The organism is Arthrobacter sp. NEB 688 (assembly GCF_013201035.1).
GTDB lineage: Bacteria > Actinomycetota > Actinomycetes > Actinomycetales > Dermatophilaceae > Phycicoccus.
This window is the reverse complement of sequence record NZ_CP053707.1, coordinates 3,142,722-3,159,867: the sequence shown is the minus strand read 5'-3', so window position 1 is coordinate 3,159,867 and position 17,146 is coordinate 3,142,722. Positions and strand designations below refer to the sequence as shown.

Below are 17,146 nucleotides of genomic sequence, written 5' to 3'. Positions count from 1 at the left end.
CTTGTCGTGGGGGAGGGTGTCGCGCAGGATGCTGGGATGAGCTCCACGAGCACGATGACCGGCCGGCTGCGGGCGCGCCTGGCGTCCAGCGACTTCCACCCGGACCTCCGCACGGCGGCGCGGCTCCTGCCGTCGGCCGCGGTGCTCGGCCCGAGGTCCCTGGCGCTCTCCCGCCGGTTCGCGTCGCACCGACCGGTCGCCGGCGCCTACACCGCGTCGGTCGGGGAGGTCGAGGCGCTGGTCTTCCGTCCCCGGGGCACCGCGTGCGGCGGCGTGCTGTGGGTGCACGGTGGCGGGATGGTGCTCGGCTCGCCGCAGCAGGACGCGCGCACTTGCCGACGCATCGCGGACGAGCTGGAGGCCGTGGTCGTGGCGCCGCGGTACCGGCTCGCGCCCGAGCACCCGTTCCCGACGCCGCTCGAGGACTGCTACGCCGCCCTGCGATGGCTGGCCGCGCTGCCGGAGCTGGCGGACCTGCCCCTCGTCGTCGCGGGGGCCAGCGCCGGGGGAGGCCTCGCGGTCGGCGTCACCCTCGCCGCCCGTGACCGGGGGGAGGTGAGCGTCGCGAAGCAGGTGCTCGTCCACCCGATGCTCGACGACCGCACGGCAGCCACCGCCGACCCCGGGGCCGCCGTGCGCCGGGTGTGGGACAACCGGGCCAACGCCTTCGGCTGGGGCTCCTACCTCGGCGTCGCGCCGGGGTCGCCGGACGTCCCGGCGTACGCCGCGCCCGCCCGGGCGCAGGACCTGGCGGGGCTGCCGCCGACGTGGATCGGGGTGGGCACGGCGGACCTCTTCCACGACGAGGACATGGCCTTCGCCGGCCGGCTGCGGGAGGCCGGGGTCCCGACCGAGCTCGAGGTCGTCCCCGGCGCGTTCCACGCCTTCGACGCGCTGCCGACCACCGTCAGCCGCGCCTTCGTGGACACCTGGGTCGGGGCGATCGGCAGCGGCCTGCGCACCACCTGAGCGTGGGGCCACCGACAGGGGGTGGCCCCACGCCCGGGCGGCTCGCGCCGCGACCACGTGTCCCGCGCGTCAGCCGCGGTCGGCCCCCGTGACCCAGTCGTAGCGCACGTCCTCGTCGACGACGACGCCGCTCCAGCGCCCGCCGATGCCCGCACCGCCGTCGACGTGACAGAGCGACCCCGTCACGTAGGCCGCGCCCTCGGAGCAGAGCCACAGGACGAGGTGGCCGACCTCCGCCGGCTCGCCCGCCCGGGCGAGCGGCAGCGCGGGGATGCGCGAGGCCAGGGAGGAGGCCATCGACGGCGGCAGCGGCTTGGGCTGGGTGTCGATGAGGCCGGGGCTCACGCAGTTGACGAGGATGTCGTGCGGGGCCAGCTCGATGGCCGCCACCCGCGTGAAGCTCTCGGTGGCGGCGCGGCTGCTCGCGTAGGCCGCCGCACCGGCCGACCCGCGGTTGGAGACACCCGACGAGAAGTTGATGATCCGCCCGCCCTCGCCCTGGGCGATCATGACCCGGGCAGCGGCCTGGGTCATGAGGAACGTGCCGCGGCAGTTCACCGCGAAGACGGTGTCCCACACCTCGACCCGTTCGTCGAGCACGCTCGCGTGAGGAGCGACGGCGGCGTTGTTGACGCAGAAGTCGAGGCGTCCGAAGCCGTCTCGGGCCGCGGCGACGACGCGCTCCGCGTCCTGGGCCGACCGGATGTCCGCGACGACCGGTCGGGCGCGGTCGCCGTGCGGCGCGCAGGTCTCGGCGAGGCCCTCCTCGTCGCGGTCGGCGGCGACGACGTGCGCGCCCGCCGCGACGAGCTGCGCGACGAGGTCGCGGCCCACGCCGCGGGCGGCGCCCGTGACGACGGCCACGCGGCCGGTGAAGTCGTAGGACACGTTCATGAGCGGCTCCTGATGGCCTCGGGGGAGTGCGTCGTGGGGGAGGTCAGGCTCGTGGCGGGGGTCGCCGGCGCTGACGCCGCGAACGCTAGGTCGACTGTCGACAGTTCGTCAAGGGGTCGGAGAGGACGCCGAGCGGCACTGTCACGAACCGGTAGAACCCCTTCCGGGTGAGCACCAGAATCTGTTGCTTGTCGACAGTCGACGGGCTGGACATACTTGGCCCCCATCACCTACGAACGTTGTGCCACAGCCGGTTTGGTGATCCAGTCGCTTCTCGATCGGAGGCCGTTGATGGCTCACCTTCCTGACGGGCCGGAGTCGCACCGACTCCGCCGCACCCACCTCCCGGAGCGCCGGCCGCTCCTCGGGACGTCGGTGCGCGAGGCCGACCTCTCCCTCGGGCTCAACGGTGCAGGGGACGGGCTCCTCGACACGACCCACTTCGACACCGTGCGCTTCCCGCCGCCCGAGTGGGCGCTGGACAGCTTCTCGTCGGCCTACGCGGACGGCGAGACCGCCTACACCGCCTACCGGGGCAGCGACGAGGTGCGCGGGGCGTGCGCGCCCTCCCTCTCGCGGCTCCTGGGGGTCGACCTCGACCCTTCTCGGCACCTCGCCATCACCGCCGGCACCCAGAGCGGCCTGTTCGCCGTCCTCGCGGCGCTCGTCGACGAGGGCGACCTGGTCGTGCTCGCCGACCCCGAGTACCTCTTCGTCGAGCGGATGCTCCGCTTCCTCGGCGCCGAGGTCCTGCGGCTGCCCTTCGTCGAGACCGAGGACGGGCTCCAGCCGGACCTCGACCGGCTGGAGGAGTGGAGCGCCCGGGGCATCGCCCTCTACGTCACCTCCAACCCCAACAACCCGACGGGGACGGTCTTCAGCAGCGAGACGGTCGCCCGCATCGGCCGCATCGCGTGCGCCGGGGACTTCCGGGTGCTCATCGACGAGCTGTACTGCCGGCTGGTCTACGACGGCGGGTACTCCCACCTCGCGGCGGAGCCCGGCATGTTCGAGCGCACGGTCACCCTCCTCGGGGGGTCGAAGACCGAGTCGCTCAGCGGGTTCCGTGTCGGCATGGTCGTCGCGGACGCACCGGTGGTCGACGCCATCGAGCAGGCCCTCGCGATGATGTGCCTGCGGGCGCCGGCCTACGCGCAGCACGTGCTCTCGCGGTGGCTCGTCGACGACGTCGAGTTCGTCGCGCGCCGGGTGGACGAGCTGCGGGCCCTGCGCGACGAGACCGTCGCGCGGCTGCGCGCGGTGCCGGGGCTGCGGGTCAGCCCGGGGCGGGGGACCGCCTACCTGTGGGCCGACGTCTCCGAGCTCGGGCTGTCCGACGTCGAGGTCGCGCGCCTCCTGCAGCAGGAGGCCGGCGTCGTCGTCAGCCCCGGGTACCAGTTCGGGCCGTCGGGCATCGGGCGCTTCCGCATCTGCTACGCCCGGGAGGAGCAGGGATGGTGGGAGGCGCTGGACCGCATGACGGCCGCCCTCACGAGCGCGTCGGGCACCACGCACGACGAGCACGTCCCGGCGTCCCAGGGGTCGTCGACATGACCGGCTCCGACCACGGGCCGGGCGGGCTCGCACCCACCACGGTCGTGCGGACCGACCGGGCCCCGAGGCCGGCCGGGCCCTACTCCCAGGCCGTCCGCGCCGGGGACCTCCTCTTCGTCTCGGGCCAGGTGCCCCGCGAGCCCGACGGGTCGTACGTCCCCCGGGACGTGCACGCGGAGACGGTGCGCACGCTGGAGAACCTCGCCGCGGTGGCGGCGGCCGCGGGCGCGAGCCTCGACCGGTGCGTCAAGGTCACCGCCTACCTGGCCGACGGTGCGGACTTCGCGGAGTTCAACCGCGCCTACGCGGAGTTCTTCCCCGAGGCTCCGCCGGCGCGGACCACCGTCGTGGCCGGCCTGCGCGAGGTCAAGGTGGAGATGGACGCCATCCTCCACCTGGGGACGCGATGACGGCCCGGGGGGCGAGCGAGGCTCGCCGCACCGGGCGAGGCAGCCACCTGACCGTCGCGAAAACGACTGTGCGGATGACGGACTCGCGATACAGCACCGTTTCGACCGGCCCCGCAGAGCGTCCGTGCTCGCCCGCCGAGAGGGCATTGACAGGGGGAGCCACGCCCGTCATGGTGAATTGTCGACAAACGACAATCGTGGTCGACGGCCCCGGAGGTTCCATGTCTGCTGCACAGGTGACCGAAGCCCGCGCCTCGGTGAGGCCCCGGACCGCAGCGGCGTCGCCGCGCGTCGGCGGGGGTGCGTCGTGAGCGCACCGCTGCTCGAGGCCCGCGGGCTGTCGCGGCACTACGCGCTGCCGCGCTCGGCCCGCCAGTGGCTCCGGCGCCAGGCCCCGCGCACCCTGCGTGCGGTCGACGAGGTCGACCTGTCGGTGGAGCGCGGTCGCACCCTCGGCATCGTCGGGGAGACCGGCTCGGGCAAGAGCACGCTGGGGCGGCTCCTGCTCCAGCTCGAGCGGGCCGACGCCGGGCAGGTCCTCGTGGACGGCGTGCCCGCCACGGGCCCCGGGGCGGACGCCGGCCGGCGCCGGCGTCGTGACATCCAGGTCGTGCTCCAGGACCCGTACACCTCGCTCAACCCGTACCTGACGATCGGGAGCGCGATCGACGAGGTCCTCACGGTCGGCGGCATGACGTCGCGCGACGCCCGGCGCGAGCGGGTCGGTGAGCTGCTGGAGCAGGTCGGGTTCCCCGCCGAGTGGGCCGAGCGCAAGCCCGGGCAGCTGTCGGGCGGTGGGCGTCAGCGGGTCAGCATCGCGCGGGCCCTGGCCGCCGAGCCGCGGCTCATCGTGGCCGACGAGCCCGTCTCCGCCCTCGACGTGTCCGTCCAGGCGCAGGTGCTCAACCTCTTCCAGCGCCTCCAGCGGGAGCTCGGCCTGGCGTACGTCTTCATCACCCACGACCTCGCCGTCCTGGAACGCATCGCGGACGAGGTCGTGGTCCTCTACCTCGGCCGCGTCGTCGAGAGGGGGCCCGCCGACGCCCTGTTCGCCGCGCCGAAGCACCCCTACACGCAGGCCCTGCTCGCCGCCGCCCCGTCGCTCGGCCGCAGCCGGTCGACCTCGAGCGTCGTCGCCGGCGAGCTGCCAGACCCCGCCTCGCCGCCTCCGGGCTGCACCTTCCACACCCGGTGCCCGTTCGTCATGGAGGTCTGCCGCACCACCCGCCCGCGTCTGACGACCACGGGCGAGGGCCAGCAGACCGCGTGCCACCTGCACGACGGCCCGGCCCCCGCCCCCCTCCCGCCGACGGACGGCCGGCACCGGCCGGCGCCGCCCGAGGCGAACCCCACGGCAGCTCCGTGAACACCCGCAGGTCAACCCCACCTCCCCAGGAGAAGCACATGAAGTCCTCGACCAGCTCGTCCATGCGCCGTACCCGCCGGGTACGCAGCACCGCGACCCTCGGCGGGCTCCTCACGCTCGCGGTGACGCTCAGCGCCTGTGGCGGAGGTGCGGAGCAGACCTCGGACGACGCGCCCGCCGCCTCCAGCGCCGTCGACACGCTCAAGCTGGCCAACGCCGTGGCGGTCGACACGCTCGACCCCATCCAGGCCTCGGCCAACGAGTCGATCTGGATGGACCAGAACCTCTACGCCCGCCTCGTCCAGACCGACCCCTCGGGCAAGGAGATCGTCCCCGACCTCGCCGACAAGTGGGACATCAGCGAGGACAAGCTGACCTACACGTTCCACCTGCGCGACGGCGTCAAGTTCGCGGACGGCACCCCGGTCACCGCCCAGGACGCCAAGTGGTCCATCGAGCGGGCCCGCGACGGCGAGGACAGCGCCTGGGGCTTCCTCATCACGCCCGTCACCGACATCACGGCGACGGACGACCGCACGCTCACCATCACCCTGTCCAAGCCGCACGCGCCGCTGCTGGCCGACCTCGCGATGTACGCCTACGCGGTGCTGCCGCAGAAGGCGGTCGAGGCCGACAAGGACTTCTTCAACAAGACGCCGTACGGGGCGGGTCCCTTCAAGGTGACGAGCCTGTCGCCGCAGAGCAGCGTGGTCCTCACCCGCAACGACAACTACTGGGGTCCCAAGCCCAAGCTGAAGACGGTCGAGATCAGCATCGTCACCGACGACAACACCCGTCTCCTGCAGCTCCAGGGCGGCGAGGTCGACGTCATCGAGAACCCCGCGGGCAACGTCCTCAAGCAGATCGAGGCGAACCCGAGGCTGCGCGTCGACCTCTTCGACTCGACGCGGGTCGACTTCGTGTCCCTGCCGCTCAAGACCAAGCCGCTCGACAACGTCAAGGTGCGCCAGGCCATCAAGGCCGCCCTCGACCTCGGCCGGATGAACACGCTCGCCTACCAAGGCAACGCGAAGGTCGCCACGACGTTCTTCCCGTACCAGATGCTCTTCTGGGACCAGTCCGCCGTCGAGCCGAAGCAGGACCTGGCGGGGGCCAAGCAGCTCCTCGCCGAGGCCGGCTACCCCGACGGCTTCACGATCCCGCTCATCGCGGTGAGCGCCGACGCCGCCGGCCAGGCGCAGGCCGTCGTCATCAAGGACGACCTCGCGAAGATCGGGATCACCGTCGACATCCAGTCCTTCGAGCTCTCGACGGCCTACGACAAGCAGCGCCCGGGCACCAACGGCATGGGCATGCGCTACTGGACCAACGACATCATCGACCCCGACGAGGTCGCGACCTTCGGCGCCGACGGCGACGGCGGGGCCAACGCCTTCAACAGCTACTGGAAGGACGAGGCGGTCAGCGCGCTGGTCAACGAGGCGCGCTCGGAGACCGACGAGACCAAGCGGGCCGCGCTCTACGCCCAGATCCAGACGGCGATCGCCGACCAGGTGCCCTTCGTCCCGCTCGCCTACGCCCCGTTCCGGTACGCCAGCGGCACGTGGGTCAAGGGGTTCAAGGTGTCGCCGCTCGGCAACTACAACGACTCGCTGCTGACCCTCACGGTCGAGGAGCACTGAGCCATGGGGTCGTCGGTGAACCTGCGCTGGTCGAGGGTGGCGAACCTGGTGCCGGTCCTGTTCGGGATCACGCTCGTGAGCTTCCTGCTCCTGCGTCTGGTTCCCGGCGACCCTGCCCAGCAGATCCTCGGCAACCGCTACACCCCCGAGGCCGCCGCGGGCATCCGCCGCAGCCTCGGGCTGGACCAGCCGCTGCTCTCGCAGTACTGGCTCTTCCTCAAGGGGGCGGCGTCCGGCTCCTTCGGCGAGTCCTACCAGTACCACCGCCCGGTCGGCGAGCTCCTCCTCGACCGGACCGGGGCCTCGCTCCTGCTCGTGGGCCTCACGGCGGCGTTCTGCGCCGCGCTGAGCATCCCGCTGGGCATCTGGGCCGCGGTCCGTCGGGGAGGGGTCGTCGACCAGGCCACCCGCATCTTCTTCACCCTCGGGTTCGCGCTGCCGGCCTTCCTCGTCGGCATCCTGCTCATCCTCGTCTTCGGCCTCAAGCTCGGGTGGGCGCCGATCGGCGGCTACGGGACGGGCTTCCTCAGCCACCTGGGGCACCTCGTGCTCCCGGCCCTGACGCTCGCGATCCCGCTGTCCACCGTGCTCGTCCGCTCGCTGCGGGCCAGCACCATCACCATCCTGGAGTCGGACTTCGTGACCATCGCGCGGCTCAAGGGCATCTCCGAGGGCCAGATCCTCCTGCGCCACGTCCTGCGCAACGCGATCGGCCCCGTCGCCGTCGTCTTCGGCATCAACCTGGCGTTCCTCGTCGGCGGGACGGTGGTCGTGGAGAACGTCTTCTCCGTGCCGGGCCTGGGCAGCCTCCTCGTGGGGGCCGTCTCGACCCGTGACTACCCGGTCGTCCAGGCCGTGGCGCTCGTCCTCGCGGTCTTCGTCGTCGTGGTCAACCTGTTCACGGACGTGGTCCACGGCCTCCTCGACCCCCGGCTCACCGTGGGGGTGCAGCGATGACCGTCATCGACCCCACCGCCATCGGCACCGACCCCGTGGCCCGCCGCGGACGCCGGTTCGCGCTCCCGCTGCCCCGCGGGCTCCGCGGCCGTCCGGCCCTCTACCTGGGCCTGGGGATGCTCGCCGTCATCTCCGTCCTGTGCCTCGGCGCACCGCTCTTCACCTCGTACTCGCCGACCGACATCGACGCGCTCGCCGTGCTCGTGACGCCCGGCACCGGTGGGCACCTGCTCGGCACCGACGAGTTCGGCCGGGACCTCTGGGCCCGCCTGCTCTACGGCGGCCGCTACGACCTCGCCATCGCCTTCGGGGCCACCTCGGTGACGCTGGTCGTCGGCACGGCCATCGGGATGGCCAGCGCCTACGCCGGGGGATGGGTCGACTCCGTCGTCATGCGCATCGTCGACCTCTTCTTCGCCTTCCCCTTCATCGTCCTCGTCATCGCGATCGTCGCCGCGCTCGGGCCGAGCCTGCGCAACATGTTCATCGCCCTGTGGATCGCCAGCTGGGTCGGCTACGCCCGGATCGCCCACGGGCAGACCCTGTCCGCGAGCCGGTACGGCTACGTCGTCGCGGCCGGGTGCCTCGGCTACTCGCGGCGCCGGGTGCTCGTGCGGCACGTGCTCCCGAGCGTCCTGCCCTTCGTCACCGTCTTCGCGATGGTCGACGCCGTCGGCAACGTGCTCCTCGGCGCCTCGCTGGGCTTCCTCGGCATCGGCATCCCCCAGCCGACGCCCGAGTGGGGCTCGATGATCTCGGGCGGCCAGGCGTACGTGCTGTCGAACTGGCAGCTCTCGCTCATCCCGGGGCTGGCCCTCGTGCTCCTCGGGGTGGCCTTCAGCCTCCTCGGGGACGGCCTCGCCGACCTGTTCCGGGCCAAGCAGTGAGCACGACCGGCCGCCACCCGTCACCGACCCGGGAGACCCCGATGACCTCGCACGAGCCCCCGCCCGGCGCCCTGCTGCTCGACGTGCGCGACCTGCGGGTCGCGATCCCCACCGAGTCCGGCGACGTCATGGCCGCCGACGGCGTCGACCTTCGGCTGCGCCAGGGCGAGGTCCTCGGCGTGGTCGGGGAGACCGGCTCGGGCAAGAGCGTCACCTGCCGGGCGCTGCTCGGCCTGCGCCCGACCCCGCAGGCACGCATCAGCGGCACGGTCGCCTACCCGGCGCACGACGTCGACGACATCCTCTCGCTGCCCCCGCGCCGGCTGCGGGCCATGTGGGGCCGTCGCGTGGCGATGATCCCGCAGAACCCGATGACCTCGCTCAACCCGGTGCGCCGGATCGGCGACCAGGTGGCCGAGGCGGTGGCGGCCTCCGGCGGGCCGACCGGCGCGGCGGGGGAGGCCCGCGTGCTCGAGCTGCTGCACCAGGTGGGCCTGCCCGCGCCCGAGACCCGCCTGCGCGACTACCCCCACCAGTTCAGCGGGGGGATGCTCCAGCGCACGGTCATCGCGATCGCCCTCGCCCAGCGGCCCGACCTCATCGTGGCCGACGAGCCGACCACCGCCCTCGACGTCCTCATCCAGGACCAGATCCTCGCGCTGCTGCTCTCCCTCCAGCGCGACCTCGGGACGAGCCTGGTCCTCGTGAGCCACGACCTGTCGGTCGTCTCCCAGGTCTGCGACCGGGTCGCGGTGATGTACGCCGGGCAGGTCGTCGAGCTCGCCGACACCGCGACGCTGCTCGCGTCGCCCCGCCACCCCTACACCCGGGCCCTGCTCGGGGCCCTGCCCGGAGCCGTCCCCCGCGACCAGGAGCTGCGGGTCATCCCCGGCAGCCCCCCGCAGCTCGTCGGCCTCGGACCCACCTGCCGCTTCGCCCCCCGCTGCGAGCTGCGTGAGCCGGCCTGCGACGAGTGGCGCACCGCGCTGCTCGACGTCGGCCCGGCGCACACCAGCCGCTGCCGTCGGGCGAGCGCCGAGAACCTTCCCACCCCCTCAACCCACCAGGAGACCCCGTCATGACCGCTCAGCCCCTTCGCATCGGTGTCGTCGGCACGGGCCGATGGGCCGTCCGCTCGCACATCCCGGGCTGGCAGCGCGACCCGCGCTGCGAGGTGGTCGGGCTGTCGGACGTCGACGCCGACTCGCTGGCCCGCGCCGGCGCCGAGTTCCACGTCGCCCGGACGACCACCGACTACCGGGAGCTCGTCGAGGACCCGGACATCGACGTCATCGACGTCGTCACCGGCGACGCCGCCCACTTCGAGGTGACGATGGCCGCGCTCGAGGCCGGCAAGCACGTGCTGTGCGAGAAGCCGGTCAACCACGACTACCGAGAGGTGGTCCGGGCGGCCGACCTCGCGAAGAGCAAGGGCCTGAAGACCAAGCTGGGCTTCACCTTCCGGTACGCACCGGCCGTGATGTACGCCGCCGAGCTGATCCGGGACGGCTGGGTCGGCACCCCGTACATGCTCAACGCCTACGAGCAGAACAGCCAGTGGCTGGACCCGCAGACGCCGCTGCGCCAGCAGAGCGACGCGACCGACCCCGACTTCCTGCAGGTCGCCTCGATCGAGGGCTACGGCGCACCGGTCATCGACATCATGCACTGGTGGATGGGCACCGCCCTGGAGTCCGTCGTCGGGACGATGCGCAACTTCGTCCCGGAGCGCGTCGTCCGCGACACCGGTGCCATGACCCGGATGAACATCGACGACGGCGACATGTTCATCGCCGAGTTCGCCGGTGGCGGTCTCGCGTCGGTGCAGTCCTCGTTCGTCACGGTCGGGAACTTCCCGGGCATCGAGGTGCGCATCTACGGCTCGGAGGGTGCGCTCGTCGTGCGGCTCGTCGAGGAGGAGGGCATCTGCCAGACCCTCAGGGGTGCGACCAAGGGCTCGGTGGAGTTCAAGGAGATGGAGATCCCCGAGCGCTTCTTCCCCGAGGGCGGGTCCTCGCTCGAGCCGTGGCCCTTCCTCTTCTACTCCAACCTCGTCCGCAACTTCGCGACGGAGATCCTCGAGGGCGGCCCGGAGAACCAGGGCGACTTCCGCCAGGGCGCGCTGGTCCAGGAGACCATCAACGCGTTCGAGGCGTCCTTCCGGCGGCGCGCCTGGGTCGACTTCCCGCTGACCGACGCATGAGCCGCCCCGGAGGCACGGCGCCGACGGCGCACGCCTGGGGCGACCTGGCCGACGACGCTCGCGCGTGCGGGCTGCTCGACGAGGCGCTCGCCGCGACCGAGGCCCGCGGCGTGACCTTCGCCGACGCGCGGCTCGTGGAGGCCGAGGAGCTGCGTCTCTACACCTCCCGCGCGGGCGGGCTCGACGAGCGCCGTGAGCACACGGCGGGCATCGGGGTGCGCGTCCTCGTCGACGGCGCCTGGGGCTTCGCCGCGGTCGCGCTCGCCGGACCCGGCTCGTCCGACCGGGCGCCCCGCGAGGCCGCCGAGCAGGCCGTGCGCTCGGCCCTCGCCGGCGCCGGGCTGGCCCGGACCGAGCTCCCCGCGCGGGAGTCGTCGAGCGGTCGGTGGGAGGTCCCGGTCGAGGTCGACCCCTTCGCCGTGCCCGACGAGGAGCGTCACGCCCTGCTCCAGGAGGTCGTGCGCGCCGCGTCCGCCCCGCAGGCCGTCCGCGCCGTGACCGCCGGGCTCAACGCCAAGCGCCAGCACCGGCACTACGCCGACAGCGAGGGCTCGCGCCAGCACCAGCACCTCGTGGAGTCGGGGGCCGTCCTCCAGGCGGTCGCGGCGGACGAGTCCGGCGTGCAGCGGCGCAGCTACCCCAACTCCTTCCACGGCAACACCGCGGCCGGAGGCTGGGAGTACGTGCTGGGCCTCTCCCTCCCGACGGAGGCCGCCCGGGTCGGCGAGGAGGCGACCCGGCTGCTCACGGCGCCGCAGGCACCGTCCGGCACGGCGGACCTCGTCATCGGCCCCGCCCAGATGGCCCTGCAGATCCACGAGTCCGTCGGGCACGCCATCGAGCTCGACCGGATCCTCGGCGACGAGACGAACTTCGCGGGCGCCTCCTGGGTCCAGCCGTCCGACGTGGGCTCGCTGCGCTACGGGTCGCCCGCGGTGACGATCGTCTCCGACCCGACGGCCCCCGGCACGCGCGGCACCTTCGCGTGGGACGACGAGGGCACACCCGCGGTGCGCCGCACCCTCATCGAGGAGGGCGTCCTGCGGGAGGCCCTCTCCAGCCGGGAGTCGGCCGCGCGGGCCGCACGCACGACCTCCGGCGCGGCCCGCTCGGACGGCTGGGCCTACCTGCCCGTCCCCTTCGCGACCAACGTCTACCTCGAGCCCGGCCGCGGGAGCCTGCCGGAGCTGCTCGAGCGGATGGGAGACGGCTACTACGTGGACGACAACAGCAGCTGGTCCATCGACGACCGGCGGATGGCCTTCCAGTTCGGCACCGAGGTGGCCTGGGAGGTCCGGGGCGGCCGCCGCGGCCGCCTCCTGCGGGGCTTCTCCTACGGGGGGACGACGCCGCAGTTCTGGGGCTCCGTCGAGGCCGTGGCCGGCCCCGAGGAGTTCCGGGCGTTCGGGATGCCCTGTGGCAAGGGCGAACCCAAGCAGTGGGGCTTCCTCGGCCACGGGTCGTCGCCGACGCTCGTGCGCGGAGTGCGGATCGGGGTGATGGGGTGAGCACCGTCGACCGGATCGCCCCCGGGCAGCCCCTCGAGGTGGCCGTCGGCCGCGACCGGGCGCTGGAGGCGTGCCACGCCGCCGTGGCCGCGGCGCTGGCCGCGGGCGCCGACCGCGCGAGCGCCTTCCTCACCGGCCGGCGCTCCGGGTACACCCGCTTCGCCGTCGACCGCGTCCACCAGCCGCAGGACATCCGCGAGTGGACCCTCATGGTCCGGGCGGAGTCCGACGGGCGGGCCTCGCGCGTCGCGACGACCGACCTCACCGCGGCCGCCGCCGTCGGGGGACGGGCCGCGGACCGCGCCCGGGCCCTCGCGGCGGCCTTCGGATCGCTGCCGGTCGGGCCGGCGGCCCCCGCCGTGGCCGGCGACGACGCCGATGCCTCGCTCTGGGTCGACGAGAGCGCCCACTGGGACACCGCAGCCCGGACCGCCGCCGCCCGTCGCACGATGGACGCGGCGGTGCGGGCCGGGGGCGCCGCCTACGGCATGGTCCACCACGCCGCGACGGAGCTCGCCGTGGTGACCGGGGAGGGCGTGGAGCGCTACGCCCGGGCGACCGAGGCCCACGGGAGCCTCACCGTGAAGGTCGCGGACGGAACCTCGCACTGGACCGACGTCGACCGCTCCCTCGCCGTCCTCGACCTGGAGGCGGCCACGGCGCGCACGGTGCGCGAGGCCGACGCGGCGAAGGGTCGCATCGACCTGCCCGACGGCACGTACGACGTCGTGCTCGGACCGCTGGCCACCGGCGGTCTGCTGGAGCGGATCGCCGCGTTCGGCTTCACCGGCGAGGCCGTCGCGGACGGGGTCGGCGCCGTGGCGCGACGGCGCGGACAGCAGGTGGTGGTGCCGGAGGTCGACGTGGCCGACGACCCCACCGCCCGACGGGGCCTGCCGTTCCCGTTCGACCTCGAGGGCACGGCCTCGGTGCGCGTCCCCCTGCTGGACCGGGGTCGCGTCGCGGGGGCCGTCACCGACCTCGCGAGCGCCGCCCGGTCCGGTCTCCCGCCCACCGGCCACGCGCACATCGCGCGGGAGGAGACGCCGCACGCCGTCCCGGCGAGCATCACGATGGCGGCGGGGAGCGACGAGGACCTCGTCGCGGGCGTCGAGCGCGGCCTGTACGTCCAGAGGCTCTGGTACCTCAACGTCATCGACCCCGAGACCACGACGTTGACCGGCGGCAGCCGCGACGCGTGCTTCCTCGTCGAGGACGGCCGGCTGACCCAGCCGGTCTCGCCGGCCCGGTTCTCGGAGTCGGTGTTCGGTGCCCTCGGGCGCGTCGACGGCATCGGCCCCGACGTGCTCGCCCAGCCGTTGATGAACGTCTGGAACGGGTGCGTCAGCGCCCCGGCCGTCCGGGTCCGGGGCTTCCGGTTCGGAGGAGCACGATGAAGGTCTCGAGCAACGCCGACCGCCTGGTGACCCAGGTGCTGTCGGGAGAGGTGTGGCCGGCGACGGCCGACCGGCACGCCTACCGGGTCGACGCGGACGGCTCGCCGTTCGTGCTGCCGGGGATGGGGGCGGTCACCCTCGGGACACACCTCGGCGACCCCGCCACGGGCCTGCGCGCGGACCACCTCGAGCCGGGGCTGTCGGTGCGCCACCGCGACCCCTCCGCCAACTACGCCCTCCAGTACCTCACCTGCGTGGGCAACACGGTGACGATCGTCTCCGGCGAGTCCGCCGGCCGGACCGGGACGGTCATCGGGCAGCACGCGTACGTGCTCGTCGACGCCCCCGACGAGGTCCTCGAGGGCACGACCGTGGGCGACCACGTGCGGGTCCGCGCCCGCGGCCAGGGGCTGGCGCTCGGCGACCACCCGCAGGTCGCCGTCAAGAACCTGTCGCCCGAGGTCCTCGCCCGGATGCCCGGCGGGACCCGCCCCGACGGGCGGCTCGAGGTGCACGTGGCCGCCCGGGTGCCGGCCGAGGCCGCAGGAGCGGGCGGAGGGATGTTCTCGGAGTTCGCGAACACCGACCTCATGGGGGCCTACGCCGGGCTGTCCGAGGACTTCTCCCTGGGCCTGGAGGGCCTGCGCATCGGCGACCTCGTCGTGCTGGAGGACCAGGACCACACCTGGGGTCGGGGCTACCGGCCCGGGTGGCTGACCGTCGGGACGATCTCGACCGGGCAGTGCGCGCTCTTCGGCCACGGGCCCGGTCCCAGCACGCTCTTCAGCGGCCCCGCGGAGGCCTTCGTCGTCGTCGACGACCCGTCCGCCAACCTGCAGTCCTACGTCCCGGAGGAAGCATGATCCCCGTCGCGATGAACCTCGCGGGCACCGTCGAGAGCCCGACCGTCGGCCCCACGCCCTACCGCGTCGACCGTGACGGGCGACCGTACGTGCCCGTCGGCGACGGCGGGGTGGTCCTCGGCGTCCACCTCGGCGACGCCCTCGACGGTGTGGACGGCGACCACGTCGCCCCCGGCGCGACGCTGGCCCACCCCGACCCCGCCGCGTCGCTCGGCCTCACCACGTACGCCTGCATCGGCAACCCCGTGACGGTGCGTGACGGGGCAGCCGCCGGCGCGCGGGGGTGGGTGCTCGGCAAGCGCGGCGAGCACGGTCGCGTCCTCGTCACCTTGCCCGACGAAGCCCTCGCGGTGCTCCGGCCCGGCGACGGGGTGAGCGTGCGCGCGCACGGCCAGGGAGCCGTCCTGACGGGGGCGCCGGACGGGGTCCAGCTGCTCAACCTCGACCCCGGGATGACGGACGCCCTCGGGATCGCGGTGGGCCCCAGCACGATCGGGCTCACCGTCCGGGTCGTCGTCCCGGGACGCCTGGCCGGCAACGGCGTCGGGCGGCCCGCGCACCAGTGGGACGTCGACCTCGCCTTCCCGGCGGGCGACCCGGACCTCGCCGTCCTGCGCTTCGGCGACCTCGTGGCCGTCACCGACCTCGACGTCCGCCACAACATCGGCTTCCGCCGCGGCTGGACGACGGTGGGGGTGCTCGTCCACGGCGACAGCCCGCAGCCGGGCCACGGGCCCGGCATCACCCCGGTCCTCACCGGGCCCTCGACCGCCTTCGAGCTGACCGAGGACCGCACCGGTCCGACACCCCTGACCTGGGACTCCCTGGCCGCCCGGCCGGTGGCGACCGGCGCGGGGCGCAGGGCACGATGAGCGACATGCTGGAGCACTCGTCCCTGCCGGAGTCCGTGCACCGTGTCCTGCGACGCCGGATCCTCAACAACGAGATCCCCAGCGGCGCACGGCTCATCGAGGCGTCCCTGGCGAGCGACCTCGGCGTCAGCCGGGCGACCATCCGCGAGGCGATGCGCCGCCTCGCGGGCGAGGGCCTGGTCAAGATCACCCCGCGGCGGCACAGCGAGGTGACGCGGATGAGCGCCGAGGACGCGGACGACGTCTGCTTCGCGCGCTACGTCCTCGAGGCCGGTGTCGCCCGGACCATCCCGGTCCGGGTGCGCCGCACCCTCGCCGAGCCGATGGCCGCCGCCCTCGACGAGATGGACGCGGCGGCCCGCGCCCACGACGTGGAGGCGATCGTCGCCGCGGACGGCCACTTCCACCGCCTCATCGTGCAGGCCTCCGGACGGCGGCGCGCCTGCGAACTGTGGGCGGGTCTGGACGGCCAGATGGGCGCGCTCATGCGCTCCTCCATCGACCGTCAGCACATCAACCTCGCCGAGGTCCGCGGGCGGCACGAGGTGGTGCGGGACGCCCTCGTCGGAGGCACCGCCCGCGAGGTCGACCGGGCCCTGTTCGACCACTACGTCAACACCGACCACGGCCGCCCGGCCGCTCCGGACGCCGGGTGAGCGCCCTCCGGTGGGGGGTGCTCGGCACCGCCAACATCGCTCGCGCGCAGTTCCTCCCAGCGGTCCGCGAGACCGGCCAGCGCGCCGTGCTCGTCGCGGGACGCGACGGGGACGCCGCGGCGGAGTTCGCCCGCGCACACGGCGTCGAGCGCTCCGCGCAGGGGTACGCGGCGGTGATCGAGGACCCCAAGGTCGACGCGGTCTACGTCCCGCTGCCCAACCCGCTGCACGCGGAGTGGGCCACGGCCGCGCTGCGCGCCGGCAAGGCGGTGCTCTGCGAGAAGCCGCTCTGCCTGGACCCCGGCGAGGTCGAGCAGGTGCTGGCCGTCGCCGCGACCGCCGAGCAGCCGTTGTGGGAGGCCTTCGTCTTCCCGTTCCAGGCGCAGCACCGCCGTGTCGTCGAGCTCCTCGCCGACGGCGCGATCGGCGAGCTGCGCGAGATCGTCGGCTCCTTCCACTTCGAGGTCGGCGCACCGGGCAACATCCGCCTCTCCCGGGCGATGGGGGGCGGCGCGCTCGCCGACGTCGGCTGCTACCCGATGCGCCTGGCGCACGAGCTCTTCGCGGCGCCCGCCGGGTCGGCCACGGTCGTCGCCGTGCAGGGCGACGAGGTCGAGGTCGACGCCTCGGCCGTGCTGACCTACCCCGACGACCGCCGGCTGCTGCTCACGTGCGGGTTCCGGCGCAGCCACGACACCACGACCGTCCTCCTCGGCACGGAGGGGTCGCTGCGGCTCGACAACCCGTACCACCCGACGCCCGGTGCGACGCTGGAGGTGCGGCGGGCGGGGTCCGAGCCCGTCGTCGAGAGCCCCACCCGGGACGCCCGCTCGTTCAGCGCGGCGCTGCGGCACGTCGCCGCCGCGCTGGCCGGCGAGGAGGAGCCGGCCCACACCGCCGCGACCTCCGCGCTGCCGGTGGCGCGCGCCCTCCGGCTCGCGCAGTCCGCCGTCCCGGCGCCCTGACA

General features: G+C 73.9%; 16 protein-coding genes. 15 read left to right on the top strand and 1 reads right to left on the bottom strand.

Annotated elements, in window-relative coordinates; all coding sequences use genetic code 11:
• Positions 1-36: 36 nt before the first annotated feature.
• Positions 37-969, top strand: a complete 933-nt coding sequence (locus HL663_RS14855; protein WP_216842581.1) for an alpha/beta hydrolase — start codon at positions 37-39, stop codon at positions 967-969.
• Positions 970-1,038: 69 nt separating this feature from the next.
• On the opposite strand, the gene HL663_RS14850 is transcribed toward HL663_RS14855, so the two are convergent.
• Positions 1,039-1,863 (bottom strand): SDR family NAD(P)-dependent oxidoreductase, encoded by an 825-nt coding sequence (locus HL663_RS14850; RefSeq protein WP_173029089.1) that lies wholly within the window; start codon positions 1,861-1,863, stop codon positions 1,039-1,041.
• Between the two features lie 291 nt (positions 1,864-2,154).
• On the opposite strand from HL663_RS14850, the gene HL663_RS14845 reads away from it, so the two are divergent.
• The 14 genes from HL663_RS14845 to HL663_RS14780 all read left to right on the top strand — a co-directional run bounded on the left by HL663_RS14845 (position 2,155) and on the right by HL663_RS14780 (position 17,144).
• Positions 2,155-3,417 (top strand): pyridoxal phosphate-dependent aminotransferase, encoded by a 1,263-nt coding sequence (locus tag HL663_RS14845; RefSeq protein ID WP_173029088.1) that lies wholly within the window; start codon positions 2,155-2,157, stop codon positions 3,415-3,417.
• Complete coding sequence (locus HL663_RS14840; RefSeq protein WP_173029087.1) at positions 3,414-3,827, top strand: Rid family detoxifying hydrolase; 414 nt, start codon at positions 3,414-3,416, stop codon at positions 3,825-3,827. Before HL663_RS14845 ends, HL663_RS14840 begins: the two co-directional genes overlap by 4 nt.
• A gap of 307 nt (positions 3,828-4,134) precedes the next feature.
• Positions 4,135-5,193, top strand: coding sequence for an ABC transporter ATP-binding protein (locus HL663_RS14835; RefSeq protein ID WP_173029086.1), 1,059 nt, complete (start codon positions 4,135-4,137; stop codon positions 5,191-5,193).
• Positions 5,194-5,231: 38 nt separating this feature from the next.
• The gene (locus tag HL663_RS14830; RefSeq protein WP_173029085.1) at positions 5,232-6,836 is read left to right on the top strand and encodes an ABC transporter substrate-binding protein; all 1,605 of its coding nucleotides are present in this window, start codon (positions 5,232-5,234) and stop codon (positions 6,834-6,836) included.
• 48 nt (positions 6,837-6,884) lie between these two features.
• Positions 6,885-7,793 (top strand): ABC transporter permease, encoded by a 909-nt coding sequence (locus tag HL663_RS14825; protein ID WP_173029084.1) that lies wholly within the window; start codon positions 6,885-6,887, stop codon positions 7,791-7,793.
• A complete protein-coding gene (locus tag HL663_RS14820; RefSeq protein ID WP_173029083.1) occupies positions 7,790-8,680 on the top strand; it encodes an ABC transporter permease in 891 nt (296 codons plus the stop codon). The genes HL663_RS14825 and HL663_RS14820 overlap by 4 nt, the downstream gene beginning before the upstream one ends.
• Positions 8,681-8,721: 41 nt before the next feature.
• Entirely contained in the window at positions 8,722-9,762 is a 1,041-nt protein-coding gene (locus HL663_RS14815; protein WP_173029082.1) for an ABC transporter ATP-binding protein, read from the top strand.
• Complete coding sequence (locus HL663_RS14810) at positions 9,759-10,883, top strand: Gfo/Idh/MocA family oxidoreductase (protein ID WP_173029081.1); 1,125 nt, start codon at positions 9,759-9,761, stop codon at positions 10,881-10,883. The genes HL663_RS14815 and HL663_RS14810 overlap by 4 nt, the downstream gene beginning before the upstream one ends.
• Entirely contained in the window at positions 10,880-12,391 is a 1,512-nt protein-coding gene (locus tag HL663_RS14805) for a TldD/PmbA family protein (RefSeq protein ID WP_173029080.1), read from the top strand. The genes HL663_RS14810 and HL663_RS14805 overlap by 4 nt, the downstream gene beginning before the upstream one ends.
• Complete coding sequence (locus HL663_RS14800) at positions 12,388-13,788, top strand: TldD/PmbA family protein (protein WP_173029079.1); 1,401 nt, start codon at positions 12,388-12,390, stop codon at positions 13,786-13,788. Before HL663_RS14805 ends, HL663_RS14800 begins: the two co-directional genes overlap by 4 nt.
• Positions 13,785-14,651 (top strand): DUF4438 family protein, encoded by an 867-nt coding sequence (locus HL663_RS14795; RefSeq protein ID WP_173029078.1) that lies wholly within the window; start codon positions 13,785-13,787, stop codon positions 14,649-14,651. Before HL663_RS14800 ends, HL663_RS14795 begins: the two co-directional genes overlap by 4 nt.
• Entirely contained in the window at positions 14,648-15,523 is an 876-nt protein-coding gene (locus HL663_RS14790) for a DUF4438 family protein (RefSeq protein WP_173029077.1), read from the top strand. The genes HL663_RS14795 and HL663_RS14790 overlap by 4 nt, the downstream gene beginning before the upstream one ends.
• The gene (locus HL663_RS14785; RefSeq protein WP_173029076.1) at positions 15,520-16,179 is read left to right on the top strand and encodes a GntR family transcriptional regulator; all 660 of its coding nucleotides are present in this window, start codon (positions 15,520-15,522) and stop codon (positions 16,177-16,179) included. Before HL663_RS14790 ends, HL663_RS14785 begins: the two co-directional genes overlap by 4 nt.
• Positions 16,176-17,144, top strand: coding sequence for a Gfo/Idh/MocA family protein (locus HL663_RS14780; RefSeq protein WP_173029075.1), 969 nt, complete (start codon positions 16,176-16,178; stop codon positions 17,142-17,144). The genes HL663_RS14785 and HL663_RS14780 overlap by 4 nt, the downstream gene beginning before the upstream one ends.
• The last annotated feature ends 2 nt before the right edge of the window (positions 17,145-17,146 follow it).

Excerpts from the sequence above, each read along its gene's own strand:
- HL663_RS14845 (WP_173029088.1), top strand. The coding sequence starts at position 2,155 with ATGGCTCACCTTCCTGACGGGCCGGAGTCGCACCGACTCCGCCGCACC.
- HL663_RS14795 (WP_173029078.1), top strand. The coding sequence starts at position 13,785 with ATGAAGGTCTCGAGCAACGCCGACCGCCTGGTGACCCAGGTGCTGTCG.
- HL663_RS14855 (WP_216842581.1), top strand. The coding sequence starts at position 37 with ATGAGCTCCACGAGCACGATGACCGGCCGGCTGCGGGCGCGCCTGGCG.
- HL663_RS14820 (WP_173029083.1), top strand. The coding sequence starts at position 7,790 with ATGACCGTCATCGACCCCACCGCCATCGGCACCGACCCCGTGGCCCGC.
- HL663_RS14830 (WP_173029085.1), top strand. The coding sequence starts at position 5,232 with ATGAAGTCCTCGACCAGCTCGTCCATGCGCCGTACCCGCCGGGTACGC.
- HL663_RS14850 (WP_173029089.1), bottom strand. The coding sequence starts at position 1,863 with ATGAACGTGTCCTACGACTTCACCGGCCGCGTGGCCGTCGTCACGGGC.
- HL663_RS14785 (WP_173029076.1), top strand. The coding sequence starts at position 15,520 with ATGAGCGACATGCTGGAGCACTCGTCCCTGCCGGAGTCCGTGCACCGT.
- HL663_RS14805 (WP_173029080.1), top strand. The coding sequence starts at position 10,880 with ATGAGCCGCCCCGGAGGCACGGCGCCGACGGCGCACGCCTGGGGCGAC.
- HL663_RS14840 (WP_173029087.1), top strand. The coding sequence starts at position 3,414 with ATGACCGGCTCCGACCACGGGCCGGGCGGGCTCGCACCCACCACGGTC.
- HL663_RS14815 (WP_173029082.1), top strand. The coding sequence starts at position 8,722 with ATGACCTCGCACGAGCCCCCGCCCGGCGCCCTGCTGCTCGACGTGCGC.
- HL663_RS14810 (WP_173029081.1), top strand. The coding sequence starts at position 9,759 with ATGACCGCTCAGCCCCTTCGCATCGGTGTCGTCGGCACGGGCCGATGG.
- HL663_RS14790 (WP_173029077.1), top strand. The coding sequence starts at position 14,648 with ATGATCCCCGTCGCGATGAACCTCGCGGGCACCGTCGAGAGCCCGACC.